15 protein-coding genes are annotated in these 16,423 nt (G+C 49.6%); 7 read left to right on the top strand and 8 right to left on the bottom strand.

The window, feature by feature from the left end; translation table 11 throughout:
• Positions 1–21: 21 nt before the first annotated feature.
• From C4N23_RS03235 to C4N23_RS03220, 4 genes are all read left to right on the top strand, one after another.
• On the top strand, positions 22–2,646 hold the full coding sequence (locus C4N23_RS03235) for a DEAD/DEAH box helicase (protein ID WP_112144011.1): 2,625 nt from the start codon (positions 22–24) through the stop codon (positions 2,644–2,646).
• Between the two features lie 214 nt (positions 2,647–2,860).
• Positions 2,861–4,087 (top strand): DNA cytosine methyltransferase, encoded by a 1,227-nt coding sequence (locus tag C4N23_RS03230; RefSeq protein ID WP_112144009.1) that lies wholly within the window; start codon positions 2,861–2,863, stop codon positions 4,085–4,087.
• A gap of 10 nt (positions 4,088–4,097) precedes the next feature.
• Positions 4,098–6,137 (top strand): ATP-binding protein, encoded by a 2,040-nt coding sequence (locus C4N23_RS03225; protein WP_112144007.1) that lies wholly within the window; start codon positions 4,098–4,100, stop codon positions 6,135–6,137.
• Between the two features lie 17 nt (positions 6,138–6,154).
• On the top strand, positions 6,155–7,147 hold the full coding sequence (locus C4N23_RS03220; protein WP_112144005.1) for a DNA-binding transcriptional response regulator: 993 nt from the start codon (positions 6,155–6,157) through the stop codon (positions 7,145–7,147).
• Positions 7,148–7,335: 188 nt separating this feature from the next.
• Here C4N23_RS03220 and C4N23_RS03215 read toward each other — a convergent pair whose 3' ends face one another.
• From C4N23_RS03215 to C4N23_RS03190, 6 genes are all read right to left on the bottom strand, one after another.
• On the bottom strand, positions 7,336–7,959 hold the full coding sequence (locus C4N23_RS03215) for an RloB family protein (protein ID WP_112144003.1): 624 nt from the start codon (positions 7,957–7,959) through the stop codon (positions 7,336–7,338).
• Positions 7,947–9,173: an AAA family ATPase gene (locus tag C4N23_RS03210; protein WP_242983707.1), complete on the bottom strand. Its 1,227-nt coding sequence runs from the start codon at positions 9,171–9,173 to the stop codon at positions 7,947–7,949. The genes C4N23_RS03215 and C4N23_RS03210 overlap by 13 nt, the downstream gene beginning before the upstream one ends.
• A 176-nt stretch (positions 9,174–9,349) precedes the next feature.
• Complete coding sequence (locus C4N23_RS03205; protein ID WP_242983706.1) at positions 9,350–9,664, bottom strand: TnpV protein; 315 nt, start codon at positions 9,662–9,664, stop codon at positions 9,350–9,352.
• 55 nt (positions 9,665–9,719) lie between these two features.
• The gene (locus C4N23_RS13780) at positions 9,720–10,601 is read right to left on the bottom strand and encodes a DUF6017 domain-containing protein (RefSeq protein ID WP_146746463.1); all 882 of its coding nucleotides are present in this window, start codon (positions 10,599–10,601) and stop codon (positions 9,720–9,722) included.
• A gap of 348 nt (positions 10,602–10,949) precedes the next feature.
• The gene (locus C4N23_RS14295; RefSeq protein WP_280953103.1) at positions 10,950–11,081 is read right to left on the bottom strand and encodes a hypothetical protein; all 132 of its coding nucleotides are present in this window, start codon (positions 11,079–11,081) and stop codon (positions 10,950–10,952) included.
• Complete coding sequence (locus C4N23_RS03190; protein WP_112144108.1) at positions 11,078–11,746, bottom strand: alpha/beta hydrolase; 669 nt, start codon at positions 11,744–11,746, stop codon at positions 11,078–11,080. Before C4N23_RS03190 ends, C4N23_RS14295 begins: the two co-directional genes overlap by 4 nt.
• Before the next feature lie 231 nt (positions 11,747–11,977).
• Here C4N23_RS03190 and C4N23_RS03185 point away from each other — a divergent pair, with 231 nt between their 5' ends.
• Genes C4N23_RS03185 through C4N23_RS03175 form a run of 3 tightly spaced genes read left to right on the top strand, consistent with a single transcriptional unit; the run spans position 11,978 to position 14,748 of the window.
• Entirely contained in the window at positions 11,978–13,225 is a 1,248-nt protein-coding gene (locus C4N23_RS03185) for a CobW family GTP-binding protein (RefSeq protein WP_112143995.1), read from the top strand.
• Positions 13,226–13,250: 25 nt separating this feature from the next.
• On the top strand, positions 13,251–14,213 hold the full coding sequence (locus C4N23_RS03180; protein ID WP_112143993.1) for a TIGR03943 family putative permease subunit: 963 nt from the start codon (positions 13,251–13,253) through the stop codon (positions 14,211–14,213).
• A gap of 28 nt (positions 14,214–14,241) precedes the next feature.
• Positions 14,242–14,748 (top strand): hypothetical protein, encoded by a 507-nt coding sequence (locus tag C4N23_RS03175; protein ID WP_112143991.1) that lies wholly within the window; start codon positions 14,242–14,244, stop codon positions 14,746–14,748.
• Positions 14,749–14,798: 50 nt separating this feature from the next.
• Here C4N23_RS03175 and C4N23_RS03170 read toward each other — a convergent pair whose 3' ends face one another.
• Positions 14,799–15,494 carry a Crp/Fnr family transcriptional regulator gene (locus C4N23_RS03170; protein ID WP_055188884.1) on the bottom strand — a complete coding sequence of 232 codons (696 nt, stop codon included), beginning with the start codon at positions 15,492–15,494 and terminating at the stop codon, positions 14,799–14,801.
• A gap of 4 nt (positions 15,495–15,498) precedes the next feature.
• Positions 15,499–16,356: an NAD(P)/FAD-dependent oxidoreductase gene (locus tag C4N23_RS03165; RefSeq protein WP_112143989.1), complete on the bottom strand. Its 858-nt coding sequence runs from the start codon at positions 16,354–16,356 to the stop codon at positions 15,499–15,501.
• Positions 16,357–16,423 lie beyond the last annotated feature (67 nt).

Here is a 16,423-nt window from a genome sequence, read left to right as displayed (position 1 = left end):
TGATAAGAGAGTAGCCGTATTATGGAATTGAAAAAATATCAGAAAGCCGTCATTCGGGATTTGGAACGCTATCTGGAAATCCTGATGCAGACAAAGAACATCGAAACGGCCTATACTCGGCTCTGGCAGGAGAAAGATGTAAAAGTCGGATTTGGCGGAATGCCCAAGTATCAGAATCTTCTGCCTGGTGTGCCAAATGTCTGCCTGAAAGTTCCTACGGGCGGCGGCAAAACATTTTTGGCTGCAAATGCCATCGAGCCGATTTTCTCCGCACTGGGTGTGGTAAAACGCCGTGCAGTGGTTTGGCTGGTTCCGTCAGATGCTATCCTGACCCAAACCTTGGCTGCATTGCGTGACCCTGCACATCCTTACCGCCAGAAAATTGATGTTGCCTTTGGCAGCCGTGTAGAAGTGTATACCAAAGAACAGCTTTTGATGGGGCAGCACTTCAATATCTCTACGGTCAACGAGCAGCTTTCCATCATGGTGCTGTCTTACGATTCGTTCCGTGGCAAGAAGGAGCGGCTCAAGGCCAAGCAGGAGAACAGCAGCCTTGTTGCGCTGGCAAATGCACTGGGCGAACCTGATATGCCGCTGGAAGATACCGACCCGACCGCCTTGATGCAGGTCATTAATCAGCTGCATCCGCTGGTCATTGTGGACGAAAGCCACCATGCGCGCAGTAACCCGAGCAAGCAGATGCTGCAAAACTTCAATCCCTGCTTTGTGCTGGATCTGACGGCAACGCCCACTAAGGAAAGCAACATCATCTCCATTGTGGATGCGATTCACTTGAAACGCGAGAACATGGTCAAGTTGCCTGTCATTGTGATGAACCGCAACAGCCAGCAGGATGTGCTGCATGATGCCATCGAGATGCAGCGGACACTGGAAATTCACGCAAAAGATGCCTACGAAAAGGGTGGCAGCTACATTCGCCCCATCGTGCTGTTTCAGGCGCAACCCAAGAGCACAGAAAATGCAACGACTTTTGAAAAACTGCGCCAACGCCTGATTACTGCCAACATTCCAGCAGAGCAAATTGCCATCAAGACGGCGGAAATCAACGAGTTGAAAAATGTGGACTTGCTGTCGGAAAAGTGTTCGATTCGCTTTATCATTACAGTCAATGCCTTGAAAGAGGGTTGGGACTGCCCCTTTGCGTATATCCTTGCTTCGCTGGCGAACCGCACCAGTCAGGTGGATGTGGAGCAAATCGTGGGGCGTATTCTGCGCCTGCCCTATACCCGGAAACATTCTTCTCCGATCCTGAATACTTCGTATGTTCTGACCTCGTCTGCGGACTTCAAGCGTACGCTGGACGGCATCGTCAAGGGCTTGAATAACGCAGGCTTCACGGACCACGATTACCGTGTGCAGGAAGAAGCTGCCCCGGTCGAGCCGCTGCCCAAAGTGGAGCAGACCATCTTCCCGGCACAGCCGACAAACGAAGCAATGCCTGCGGCATCGGCGGAAGAAGAGTTTTTGGATTTTGACCCGACACTGTTGGGCAACACTTTGGCAAAGGCAAGTGTTTCTCCCTCGGTGCAGAATATTTTTGACCGCTCTGAAAAGGAACAGAACGATTTTGATGTTGCTATGCAGCAGCACCAGAATGACCCGTTGAGCGATTTGCCGCTGGAGGTGCAGGACAAAGTGGATGTTTCCCATGTAAATCCAGAATTTCTGGAAGATGTGCGCACCCTTAAATTGCCGAAATTCTACTTAAAAACGTTGCCAAGCCTTTTAGATCCGGAAGGGAAAACGGAGCTGGATAAAGCCCAGCTGCTTTTGGATTTTTCTCTGAAAGGAAAACCCAGCGCAATCGACTTCGGCCATCTGGACGACGATTTGGCGCAGGTCGATTTGGAAGACCGCGATACCACGACACCGCGTATCTCCAAGCTGAAAGATGATTATCAGCAGTACATGAACAGGCAGTTTCCACTGCTTCCGGGCGAGGATAAACTGCGTATCTGCAAGGATATTATCCACAAGAGCCTTTGCAAGATGAACGCGGTGGATGATAATGAACTGCGGCGTTATGTCGATGGTATCGTGGATAATATGAACCGCGAAGAGCTGGACGCGCTGGAACGGATGCCTGTTAACTTTGCAGCAAAAATTCGTGCATACGTCATGCAGCTTCAAGAGGAAACTGCACGAGAAAACTTCTACAAGTGGCTGGAAACGGAGAAAATCGTATGTGAACCCCGCTTTCAGTTGACGGAGTATATCACCCTCCCGGATAGCACTTCTTCAATGAGCAAGAGCCTGTACCAGACCGAGGGCAAGATGGATGGTCTGGAATATAAAATGGCTCTGGCAATGACCAACATGGACAATATCCGCTGGTGGCATCGCAACCCGGAGCGTAACAAGTTTTCGTTCTGTTTGAACGGATTCCGCAACCATTACCCGGATTTTATCGTTCGCACGACCAGCGGAAAGATTATTCTGATTGAAACCAAAGGCGACCAGCTGGAAAATGCAGAGTCCAGAGAAAAAATTCGTCTGGGTCGTGCATGGCAGGATGCCGCTGGCAAGCAGGCATACCGCTATTATATGGTGTTCCAGAACAAAGACTTGCAGATGGAGGGTGCATATCGCTTTGATGAGTTTTTGACGCTGTTGAGGGCGTTGTGATAAAAAACGATTTTATAGCGTCACAAGCTTTAAGATTGAAAATATAGGTATACAAGAACAGTTTTTTGAGATTATCATAGTAAAAGTAATGCTAAATTGGTTTTTGACGATATAATGGCATTGGCGGAAAGAGTGTATATTATTCTTTTGCCCAACTTTTAGAGAAATCTTAAATGTTCACTTTTTGAAATTATTGCAAAGGATATTTTTGAAAATGAGAATAATTGACCTGTTCTCTGGAGTTGGAGGACTAACATTTGGATTTTATTATAGAAAATACAAAGACCATTTTGTCAGGAATCGAAAAAATCAATTCGTTTTTGCAAATGAATACAATCCGTTTGCAGCTAAAGCATACTCTGAAAATTATCCTGATATTCCTATGAAAAACTGCGATATAAAGTCCTTGAAAGAAAGTGACATAAGAAAATGGATTGGATCGGAACCAGTTGATTTGATAATTGGTGGACCACCATGCCAGTCTTTTAGTACCGTTGGACAACGAAATTACGACGAAAAAGCACAACTGTATACGGAATATTTGAGAGTGTTAAAAATTGCTCGTCCAAAAATGTTCTTGTTTGAAAATGTCCGAGGCATTTTATCGATGAGAGAAATATTCTATAAAAGAGATGCAGCTGGAAATATCTTGTATGAATTAAAAGATGTTGAGGGCAGAGAGTCGTTAACGCCGCGAAAAAAGCCTGTTATAGATCATTATGGTAAATCTGTTATGGAGATTTTAAATGATCAGTTTTCAAATCTTGGAAATGGTTTGGGCTATAACATTTGGACGGAACGATTGAATGCTATGGACTATGGAGTTCCTGAAAATAGAGAAAGGGTCTTCATTGTAGGCATCCGAAACGACTTGAATTTAAAATGGAACTGTCCTCCAAAAGAAAAGTCTGCGCACCTTACTATAAAGGATGCAATATCCGATCTTCCAGAAGTTTTAGAAGGACAAAGCATAAGTTCTTATCAGCAGCTACCACAGAATAAGTATCAAGAACTCATGCGACATGGGTCAAATGAACTAACGCAACACTTCTGTGGGTGTTATAGTGAAAAAATCAGAGCTGTTATACAACATGTGAAGCAGGGCGAAGGAAAAAATGAATTTAATGCATTGGTTGATTCTGGTAAAATCGATAAATCTTATAGGCTAACATCTGGCTATGCGAATACTTATGGACGTTTAATAGCGGATCAACCATCACCTACGATAACCAACAATTTGACAACTGTTTCTAGTTTGAGATGTATTCATTATAGCCAAAATCGTGCATTAACTCCACGCGAAGGAGCGAGAATACAATCATTCCCAGATTGGTACAAGTTTGAGGGATTCAAATCGGATGTTTGTACACAAATCGGGAATGCTGTTCCTCCATTGCTGGCTTTACGACTAGCATCACAATTTGAGAAAACTCTGAAATGAGGTAAAATCAATGGACAATACCAATGATAAAATCTTTTTCAATTTCTCGTACTTTGCACTTAAACTGTTAGGCAAGGGATTATACTCAAATCCATGGACAGCAATAGCGGAGCTTGTTGCTAATGGACTTGATGCTAAGGCAACCTGTGTACGAATTTTTATCGACATGAGTGACAAGAAAAACTCTGAGATAGAAATTTTCGATAATGGTACAGGAATGACATATTCAGATCTTGCAGAAAAATATGTTTTAATTGGAAAAAACAAACGAGAAGACCTTTCGCTAGATGAAGTTTCAAAGAACAAAGTTATGGGGCGAAAGGGAATCGGAAAACTCGCAGCTTTATATTTATCTAGTAAATATTATCTTATATCAAAATCTGCCGGACAAGAATCCGCATGGTATTTTGATATGAGCAACGAGCGCGAGTCTGAGATACCATCGTTAAATAGAGTTAATCTTTCTCAAGTTGAAGTTTTGTCAGCAGAATACTGGGATAAGCTTACTTCTGGAACGATGATAAAGCTTAAAAATGTTGACCTGACAAACATTGGAATTCAGTCAATTGAAGGGCTAAAGGCTAGACTTTCGGATTATTATGTTCTGGATTCTATATCCGGAAAAATCGAATTAGCTGTTAGGTATCAAAAAAATACGCCAATTGGATTTCAAGAAGTAGCAAAAAATATTGCATTTCGGAATTTCTATGCTCTTTTTGACAACAGCGAATCGAATATAAAAAGTCGAATAGCCGAAAGCGTTTATTTTCCATCTGCGGATGACACTGTTCGAAGAAAACCAAGACATACTGTTATTATTGATGAATCAGCCTATAACACCAGTGGAACACGACATTTTGTTAAAGAGGATGGTTCTCTTTCGGAAAAAGAAATTCCGTATAGCTTGACCGGATGGATTGGAATTCATGCCAGCATAAAAAAAGATGATGCACAAGTTAATGATCCATTATTTTTGAAAAATAAGGCATATAAATCCACACAATTAAGACTTTATGTGAGAAAAAAACTTGCTGTCGAAGATTTTATGCCGTATTTGAAAAACACACAGGCATTTTCGAATTATATAGAAGGCGAAATCAATTTTGATGTACTAGACGATAATTCTTTGGGAGATATTGCGACATCTAATCGACAGGGGTTTGCTGAAGATGATGAACGTGTTGCCTTGTTAATTAGTTTGGTAAAGCCGATTGTTTCCACTTTGATTGTGCAGCGTGTGAAAGTTGGACAGGAGATTCGTGAAGAAGAAGATAAAATAAAAAAAGAGCATGAGGCTGCGCTTAAAGCAGCCGAAGCGGCACGCCAAGAGTTAGAGATAAAGAATCGTGTCACCGAAAAAAAATTGGAAGTCGCTTCTGATAATATTCAAAAATATAAAGCCCAAAGCTATACTATTTTTAGCGCGATTACGGAAGACCAAAAAACATTCTCGGCAAAAACTCACTTGGTAAAGACGAACGCCCTAACGATAAGGAACAGTGTAACAACTTTGGCTAGAAAAATAGGAATTGAAAATTATAGAGAACTCGGCGCAATCTCGGTTGCCACAGATAAAATTTTAAGTTCATTGAAATATAGCGCAATTGCTAAATTTAATATTGAAGATGCTTCAATTAAGGAGGACTTGTTTGCTTTTTGTCGGGAATACTTAATGAATGTTCTCCAACAGCAGTATTTCAATATTCACATTTCTGTTGAAACTTCCGGCCAGCATATAATTAAATTTCAACCGCAAAACATTTCTCTTGTTTTGGACAATTTTTTGTCTAATTCACAAAAAAGCCATGCCAGAAACTTTAATTTATCGATGGAAGATATTTCGGGGAAAGCCTATATTGAATTATGGGATGATGGTGATGGCTTTGGAGCAGTAGATTTAAATGAAATATTTGATTTCGGGTTCAGCAACACAGGTGGAACAGGAATCGGCTTATACAATATTAAGACGGTTATCAAAAAAATGAAGGGAACCATTTGTGCGGAGAATGCAACACCCTCTGGAGCAAAGTTCATTATTGAAATGCCATAAAAGAAAGCGTGCAGAATATGGATATGACGTATAAAATTCTGTGGATTGATGATGCAGAAGACTATGTTGACTCAACAAAAGAACTTGTAGTTCAAGCTATTCAAAACCGTTTTATGGATGCAGACATTGAAAGCTATAGCGACTATGATGAGTTCAAAAGTGAAAAGCTAGAAAATTTTGATGCAACATCCTTTGATTTTTATGATTTGATTCTTATGGACTTTGCACTATCTGGTACAACTGGTGATGCTGTGATACGCGAACTTCGCAGCAAGGAAATCTATACAGATATTGTTTTTTATTCAAGCGACAAGGAAAACATGGAAAGTTCTCTAAAAAATTCTGATCAATTGAATGGTGTTTTCTTGGCCGATCGTGCAAATCTTCTGGAAATTATAGGCCGTGTTGTTCAAAAAAATCTAAAAAGAGAGTATCGTATATCAAATATAAGAGGGCTTATAATGGATAGCACCTCGGAATTTGACTATATTTGCCAATCGACAACAATAGCGTTATTTGAAAAGTTAAGTTCAGAACAACAGGATGTGATTGTCCGAAAAGCAAAGGAGTATGTTGAAAGTGCTGCATCTAAATCTGGACAAAATTTTGAGGGATTAAACAAAAAAGTAGGAAAATCATTTATAAAAAACGCGATTCAATCCGTTGAGTATGTGATGGATAATAAGGATCGTTATGCTCTTATGGGGTTGATTGTGAAATTTTTTGATGACGGACCGATTGCTCAAGAAGATTTCTCACAAAAATATAGTGATGAGTTGATTAAACCTCGAAATAAATTAGCACATGCTAAACTGGTGTACGGAAAATGCCATCAAAAATTACATCCCATAAAAAATCGAAGCATACCATCTTGTGATGGGAAATGTGACAGCTGTTCAAATGAATATGATATGGAAAAATGTGAATCTTTAAGGGCGGCGATTTATAACTATTATAAAGTGTTCCAAAATATTGAAAAGAAAACGAATGAACTTGTTCCTCTCGAATGATTTATGATGTATGGTTGTCACAATTTTATATACATAATGAAGCGGAGATAATTATATAATCACAAAGAACTTTCCGAGTGAAAAGAAGTCTCTGGTTGAAAATAATAGATACTGTACCTCATAAAAAGCCCACAGGCCAGATATAAAATCCGGTCTGTGGGCTTTACTATATTTTCAAGTGATGTGGTTCAAACCTTGGAGTTCAAATACTCTACCAGTTCCCAAATCGTTGTCAACGGATTGCTCTGCCGTGAAATCGGTTCGAGACCCTGCTTCTGAACTTGGTCAGCACGAGCTTTCGCTCTCTGAATCGCAGTTGCCTGCAAAGGCTTCAAAACGTCAAAGTAATCCTTGTTTTTCTCATAATCAGGAAGTCTGCCCGGCTGTTTCAGTAATCGAATCAATGCTTGGCAATCTTCAACCTCTGCCTGTTGATTTACAAAGTGCAGTAGGAACCACAACTCGAAAGATGGGTTAGAATAGGCCAAATGATAGCCTTCCTTTTGAGCGGACTGTTTGGCACGCAGAAGAACTTCGTTGGAGTTATCATCACGGTCAAATACGCACCAGATGGAGTCACCATCTTCCGGGTAGTATGGATTATTGCCCATCGTTGCTTTGGCCTTTTGCACAAGCCTGTCGGCAGACTTATACTGAGAAGAAATCGGGATAATATCAATATTGCACCCTCGGCTGCGGAAACGTTTGAAATAGCGGATCTCGGTTTCACTGCCCTCACAGATGAGATACACCACCGGGTTGCGCTTTCTGGTGTGAGCAGACTTGCGGCTGATCTCTTTTATTCTGCCCATGCTGCATCCCCTCCAATGAACGGAATCGCACCATAGCGGCCTTGCAGATACCCTTTGGAGATATTCTCACCTTTCCGGGGAGAAAACTCGGTCAGGGCGTAAATATCGGTCTGCATGGTCTTTTCGTTCTTCTCTGCAAACCAAATCTGATCGCGCCGCAGCAACGTCAGGTCGAGAAGTCCGGTATCGTGTGTTGTGAAGATGAGTTGTGCATGGTTTGTATTGATAGCGGCATCCTGCACCATTCCGATCAGATGCCTTGTCAGCAGCGGGTGCATACTGGATTCTATCTCGTCTACTACCAAAACAGAGCCGGATTCCAAAGCCGCAAGCCACATACCGATGCGAGAGAAGAAACGCTGTGTCCCAACGGATTCCTGACCCAACGGGAGCCAGAAACCCTTAGAAGTGCCATCTTCGGCATCGAGAGTGTGCAGTGCGGAAATGATAGGCTCTTCCTTAGAGCCTGTAATGCGGATGTCCTTGATACCGAGGTCTGCATACAGCATTTCATGCAGGATACGGCTCTTTTCAGAGCCGCCCTGCCGGATGGCAGACAATGTAGCATCCAGCCGCATTTCGGTTCCCATAAAGCCTGTCAGTTTTTCAAAGAACCACAGATATGCCTTTTCAGTCTGGGGGCAGTTCCACTCGTTCGAGCTGGACAGATAAAGGCGATTTTCAGCAGTTCGTCCAGCAAGCGTGAACTGCTCTTGAATATTCTCGCGGAACTGATAGCCATTGTTTTCTCTTGAAAAAATCAAGGCTTCTCGGCCATTCGGCCAGTGATAGAGATATTCGGTCAGGACTTTGGACTTGTCAAACGAGAACCCATAGGCATATTTGATGCCGCCATAAAAATAGATGGCTTCAAAGCTGGTCGGCTGTGTGGGCTGGTCAGTGAAAGCAAACGGCTCCTGCGGAAGGGACTCGCCCTTCAGCAGCTTGGCATATCGGCCACAGACCATTTCCCGCATGAGCAGGAGAGCATGGAGAACATTGCTCTTCCCGGCTGCATTTGCGCCGTACAGTGCCAGTACAGGTACAAGCTGTTTCTTCTCGTCCGGCGAAATCAGGCAGTCGGACAGACTTTTATCTGTGGATGCCTTCATGCTGATGATGGCGGTATCCCTGATGGAACGGTGGTTCGTGACAGAAAATTGAAGCAGCATCGCAAAACCTCCCAAGTGTTTTCTGGGTTCAGTATACTCCATTCTTGGCAGAAAATCAAATTTTAATATTGATATTTGCGGAAAATATTCAAAATCAAGACATAAAATCGCGTCTAGGCGTTTTTGATGCTGAAACAGAAACATGAAAAACAGTTGAAATCACTCTGCATACACGATTTCCCTCACCACTACCTCCTCCGCCTGCGCTTTCAGCCCGTTCATATGGGCCGCCCAGAGAAGCTGTGAGTGTTCTTTGCCCGGCGCGGGTACTTGTCTAACAGAGTGGTCATCGTGCGTTCCAGCCACGCGCAGGCCGTTTTCTGGACATCCTGCAAATGCGGCCAGAGCGTACCGTTCAGCAGCATTTGGTTGTACAGCACGGGGCGCTGGTTTTTGAGGTAGGCCAGCCGCATCCGGGCGTACTTGCCCAGAGGTTCGCGGCTGTCGGTCTGCGGCAGGGTGAGCAGGGGCAGCTGATACTCCCCAACCTGTGCGTAATGGATCTCGGTGCGGACGGCGTTCGTGTTCTTCATGGAAATTCTCCTTTGTATTTTCAACGTGTTTTGCGGTCTTTGTGGAAAACGGCGTTCACTCCTTCCGGCTCTGTGCGGTCAGCCAGTTGCCCTGCGCCTGATAGTAGTGCTCCATCGTGGTGGGGGCGTTCAGGATGGTGGTGCGCAGATAGGCCATGATGTTCTTGATGGGCTGGGTGGTGTTGGACATCACATCGAAGATGTACTCAATGTGCTGGCTGGTCAGCTTGTCCAGCCGCAGCCGGATGGCTTTGGTGGTCTGCGGCTGCTTGCCGACGTACTGGGTCTGCCGAGGACAGCAGTACATCTCCACAATGTTGTCCAGCAGTTCCTCCAGCTTGTCGGGGTCGTACCTCTGGGCAAGGGTGTCGATCTCCAAACGTTCCCGGAACTCCTCCCGTACCTGTGCTTCCATCTGGTCAAAATCTGCGGATTCGCCTGTCGGCCCTGATAGATTAGTACTTTGTCTTTTAGTATTTTGTTTATTAGTATTTTGTTGCGTTGCCTTTTCCAAATTGGGCTCAGCCAAATTTGGAAAATCCAAAAATGGTGAAGAACAAGGTTTCATGCGGCTTTTCGGGCTTTTGGTTGCGGACGGGTCCGACGGCCCGCCTTCCTTGCCGGGAACGGCAGGAGCGTCCTCAACAGGCGATTCATAAACCTGATAATCGTAGTCGATGATCTGCCCTTTGGCATTGCGGACTTTCTGACGGCGGACGTAGCCGTGTTCTTCCAGTTCCAGAACAGCGGTGCGTACACTGTCCAGACCATCCTTGCAACCAACGGTCAGCCCTTTCAGGCTGTAATCCCAATCGTCCGGCAGGGAGAGCATATAGGACAGCAGTCCCTTGGCCTTCAGGGACAGCCTCTTATCCTGCAGGTGGTGGTTGCTCATAACGGTGTAGTTGACGTTTTTATTGACGCGGAATGTTGACATGGCGGCTTCCCTTTCAGCCCAATGCGGGCAAGAGAAAACGCAGCATCTCCCGGCTTTCGGGAAACGCTGCGTTCAGACAGGGAAGCCTGCTGTGAGCTGGCACAGCAACGGCAGCACTGCATATTTCTAACGGACATCTAACACAACTACACCTGAAATGCAGCCGCTGACGGCCCGTGTGAAAAAGGCTTTTTCTAACGTCATTTCGCAAAAAGCGGCTGATTTTTTCCTGCAAATTGCGGTGTGACGTGCCTTTTTTGAGGTTACAAAAATGCCCTCAGCTGCCAATGACGGCCGCGCGGGACCAGCTTCATCCAACAATTTCAAAGACTCGAAATCGTTTTGTCCTTAATCGGGCACGTGGGTTCGAATCCCACCATCTCCGCCAACAAAAGGCACCGGCTCAGGCTGGTGCCTTTTTTGCGGCAAGATGGTGCGGATGAGAACAGGGCAGCCATCCGCATCAATCAAAATGGTCATGTGTGTTCCTCCATCACCCACCGAAAGGCTTTCGCCGTGCGCAGGTCGGCGTCTTTGAAATGCCCGCCGCTGTTCCATTCAAGGGTGCAGTCTGCGCCACGCTCTGCAAGCCGACTGTGCAGGGCACGGATGTTATCGCCCACCGCAGCCATGACGGCGTTTTTCGTGTGTTCTTCCTTGTCGCCAAGGCTCAGATAAACGCGCTGTGCCTGTATCGGGTGCTGCTGTTCAAACTCCTTCCAACCCGGAAACCAAACAGAGGGCGAGGCGGCGGCGACACCGTAGAACAGATCAGTCTGGGTGGATGCCCACAACGCAAACAATCCCGCCAGCGAATAGCCGCCCAGAATGATTTTGACGTTTTTCGGGAGAGGATACTGCTGCTTCAGCGTGGGAATGACCTGTTCCGTCAGAAAGCTTAGCGTGTCCGCAGCCTTGCCGCCGAACCCTTGCTTTCCCCACACAGCAGGGGCTTCCCACGGAGAAAGTGCATCGTTCCAGCTTTCCACTGGAATGGCCGCAAACAGAAAGCGGTGCGCACTCTGTGCAATAGCGGTAACCTCGCTTTCCATGCTTTGCAGCTCGTGTTCGCCTGTCATTTGGAGCAGTAGGTATTCTGCATGGGGTTCGCCGTAAATACGGCAAGGTTTGTTTTCGATTTGCATTATCTGTGCAGTCACTGCGGCATCCTCCCGAAAAAATTTTGATAAGCCCAGTATAGCAGATTTGGGGAAGGAGATGCAAAAAAGTTACAATTTTCTCATGAAAAAAGGCGTTTTCCCATTGACAGCCTTGTTATAATAGGAATATAAGGATTTTTGAGCCAGCACTCTGCGGCTCGGATTGCTTGACGGCCCCTTGCGGGGGCTTTGGAAAAAGAAAGAGGCAACAGCATTATGACCAAAATTGATATTTTCTCCGGCTTCCTTGGTGCCGGTAAGACGACCCTCATCAAAAAGCTCATCAAAGAGTCCTTTGCGGGCCAGAAGGTCGTTCTGATCGAGAACGAGTTCGGCGAGATCGGCATCGACGGCGGCTTTTTGAAGGAGTCCGGCATCCAGATCAACGAGCTGAATGCGGGCTGTATCTGCTGCTCGCTGGTGGGCGACTTCCGCGCTGCCCTGCAGCAGGTGGTGGAGCAGTACCACCCGGATCGCATCGTGATCGAGCCGTCGGGCGTCGGCAAGCTGAGCGACGTGACCCGCGCCGTCGAGGGTGTGGCGGAGCATCTGGATGTTCAGCTGAACAGCTTCGTTACCGTGGCCGACGTGAACAAGGTCAAGATGTATATGAAGAACTTCGGTGAGTTCTACGATGACCAGATCAGCCACGCAAGCTGCATCATCCTCAGCCGCACCCAGACCGCCAGCGAGGAGAAGATCGCTGCCGCTGTCGCCATGCTGCGCGAGAAGAACCCCACTGCGACCATCGTCACGACCGCATGGGATGCCCTGACCGGTGAGCAGATCCTGAACGCCATGTCCACCAAGGACGACTTCAAGGCAGAGCTGATCGCCATGGCTGCCAAGGCCAACGAGGAGCACGCCCACGAGGACGAGGAAGAAGAACACGAGCATCATCACCATCACTACGATGAGAACGGCGTGTGCAGCTGCGGCCACCATCACCACGACGATGATGACGACGGGGATGATGACGAGGACGAACACGAGCATCACCATCATCACGACCACGAGGATGAGGATGACCACTGCTGCTGCCACCACCATCACGATCACGACGACGATGATGAGCATGAGCATCACCACCACGACCATGATGACGATGACGAGCACGAGCATCATCATGATGAGGACGGCCACTGCTGCTGCGGCCATCACCACCATCATCACCACGACGGCCACGACGCCGACGAGGTCTTCACGAGCTGGGGCGTCGAGACCGCCAAGAAGATCGCCAAGGCGGATATCGAGCACGCCCTCACGGAGCTGGATTCCGGCAAGTACGGCATGATCCTGCGTTCCAAGGGCATCGTGGACGGCGGCGCCGACGGCTGGCTGGAGTTCGACTATGTGCCCGGCGAGTGGGAGGTCCGCTCCCGCGGTGCCGATGTGGGCGGCAAGCTGGTCGTCATCGGCTCCAAGCTGGACGAAAAGGCCATTGCGGGCCTGTTCGGCTGCTGATCCCGGAAAGAGGAGAAAAATCACTATGGCAAATGAGATCCCCGTTTACCTGTTTGTCGGCTTCCTCGAAAGCGGCAAGACCAAGTTCATTCAGGAAACGTTTGAAGACCCCAACTTCGACTCCGGCGACAAGACTCTGCTGCTGGTCTGCGAAGAGGGCGAAGAAGAGTATAACCAGAAGAAGTTCGCCTTCCCCGGCGTGACCCTCTACAACTTGGAGGACAAGGCCGAGCTGAACCCCCAGAACCTTGCCAAGCTGGCCAAGGAGGCCGACGCGGGCCGCGTGGTCATCGAGTACAACGGCATGTGGCTGCTGCAGGATCTGGCGAACAACCTGCCCGAAAACTGGATCGTCTACCAGTGCATCGCCACGGCGGACGGCACCACGGCCCTGACCTACGCCCGCGACAACTCGATGCGCTCCCTGCTGCTGGACAAGATCGCCCGCAGCGAGCTGATCGTCTTCAACCGCGCCGAGGCCGTCAACAACGACGCCGCCCGGCAGGAGCTGCACAAGCTGGTGCGTCAGGCATCCCGCAAGTGCGATATCGCCTATGAGTTCGCCGACGGCAGCGTAGCCTACGACGACATCCCCGACCCGCTCCCCTTCGACCTGAACAAGCCTGTGGTGGAGATCGGCGATGACGATTTCGGCATCTGGTATATGGATTGTCAGGACGAGCCCCAGAAGTACGCGGGCAAGACCGTCAAGTTCCTCGCGCAGGTCTGCCAGACCAACCGCGCGGGCAAGAACAGCTTCGTGCCCGGCCGCTTCGCCATGACCTGCTGCGTGCAGGACATCCAGTTCGTCGGTTTCCCCTGCTCCTACGACGGCTACAAGGCGCTGGAGCAGCGTGCATGGGTCACCGTGACCGCCAAGGTCAATTACAAGTTCCACAACATCTACCGCGGCAAGGGCCCGGTGCTGACCGCCATCTCGGTGGAACCCGCCGAAAAGCCGCTGAACGATGTCGTAACATTCTCTTGACCACCACACATCTAAGGAGGATCTCACCATGAAAACGTTGTTTCGTGTTCTGGGCGCGGCTGCTGCCGTCGCCGTCACCAGCGTCGCCATCGTGGCACTGGACAAGGTGCTGAACGATAAGGGCTCGCTCCACGTGGAAGAGGTGGAGTTCCCCGAAGACGCGGAAAAGGACCCCGAAGAGGCCGCCAAGACCGCCGAGGCCTACGCCGAGGGCGAGGCGAAAGCGGAGCACACCCCCACGGAGCCGGGTGCCGCATGGCCCCCTGCCTTTGCAAAGGAGAATGGGCAGCCCTCGGAGCCCGAAGCCCCGGAAGCTGCACCTGCCGTGGAAGCAGCCAAGGCCGAGAAGGCTGAGGCCACCGCAGAGCCGGAAGCGGCCGAAGAGAAGCCCGCAGCCGGCGAAGTGTCCGTGAACCCTGTGGAGGCCAGCCCCGTCGTTGCCCCTAAGGACGAGAACGGCAAGTTCGACGTGACCAAGATCGCCGAGGCTTCCGATTTCACCGGTGTGGAAGAGGAATCCGGCTGCAAGAGCTGAGAAAAGATCGAAAAAGGAGCGCACCATCGCTTGATGATGCGCTCCTTTTCTTATGCGCCGTGGGCGATCTGTTTCAGCCGCTCCTTATCCAGCACCTCCACCCCGCCGCGGTAGAGGCGGACGAGGCCCTCCCCGGCGAAATACTTCAGCAGACGGCTGACGACCTCGCGGGCGGAACCCATATAGCGGGCGATCTGGTCGTGGGTCATGTGGAGGTCGGCCCCGCCGGTCTTGGCCAGCTCGTCCGTCAGGAAGATGGCCAGCCGCCGGTCGGCGCTCATGAAGAGGATCTGCTGCATCGTCCACATGGTGTCGGAAAAGCGTTCGGCGGTCATCTGGTAGGCGTAGCAGCGGACGTAGACATTCTGCTGCATCAGCTGGCGGAAGACGCCCGCGCCGATGCAGTAGGCCTCGGTGTCCTCCTCGGCGTCGATGTAAAGGTCAAAGTTGACCGAGTCCATGACGCAGGAGGCTGACAAAATGCAGACTTCACCCTGAAACAGGCGGTAGAGCGTGATATCGCGGCCGTCCTCGGAGAGCAGGTAGGCCCGCAGCTGGCCCGACCGCAGCAACAGGATGCCCACGCAGTTTTCGACCGGGCTGTGGACCCGCTCCCCTTTCCGGTATTTCACGGGCCGCGTGAAGCGGCAGAGCTGCTCCTGCTCGGCGGGGGTGAGCTGGCCCCAGAACGGGAATGCGCACGCAAGGCAGTTCCGGTTGACGGCAGATGGTTGCACTTCCGACATGATGTTATCCTTTCCGCAGGGCCTTGGCGGCTTCCGTGCCGGCCAGCGCCCCTTCATAAACGGCCTTGGCCACTTGGAGCAGCCCGCCGGTGCAGTCCCCGGCGGCGTAAAGGCCGGGCAGGGTGGTCTGCATATGTTCGTCCACGAGGATGCGGTTTCCGTCCACCTCGGCCCCCAGCTTGCGGGCCAGCGCGGTGCTGCCCGCAACGCCCAGCACCACGAAAACGCCGGAAAGCGCCACGGTTTTGCCACCGCTCAGTTCTACGCCGCTGACCCGCTCTTCGCCGAGGATGGCGTTCACCTTTTCGGGGCAGACCGTCACCTCCGGCGGGAAGGAGGCCGTCAGCGGGGAGCCGTTGGTCAGCAGGGTGACGCTCTTTACCACGGGCAGCAGAGCCTGTACCTCGTGCAGGGCGTACTCGCCGCTGCCCAGCACGGCCACATCTCTGCCACGGTAGAAGAAAGCGTCGCAGGTGGCGCAGTAGCTCACGCCATGGCCTTCCAGCCCCGCAAGGCCGGGGATGTGCGGGGCGGCGCGGGAGGCTCCGGTGGCGAGGATGACGGCGTCGGCGGGGAAATCCCCCGCCAGCGTCTCTACGGTGAGCTTATCCATGTAGGTCAGGCCCACGGCTTCGGTGGTCACGAACTGCACCCCCAGCGCTTTTGCCCCTTCGATGCCCCGGCGCTCCAGTTCGGCCCCGGAGATGGGTTCGGCAAAGCCGTAGTAATTCTGGATGAGCTCGGCACGGTCCAGCGCACCGGGCCCCTTGGTGAGAACGGTGGTCTCGACCCCTGCGCGGGCGGCGTACAGCGCCGCCGACACCCCCGCCGGGCCGGAACCGATGATAACGATGTTCGGCATGGATAGCTCCCCCTTTTTTCTCTAGTATACACCTTTTCCCGCAAAAATCTGTGACCAAGTTCCAAAA

This window comes from Faecalibacterium hattorii (assembly GCF_003287455.1).
GTDB lineage: Bacteria > Bacillota > Clostridia > Oscillospirales > Ruminococcaceae > Faecalibacterium > Faecalibacterium hattorii.
Note: the sequence above shows the minus strand (reverse complement) of the source record. Positions and strands in the feature narration are given on the sequence as shown.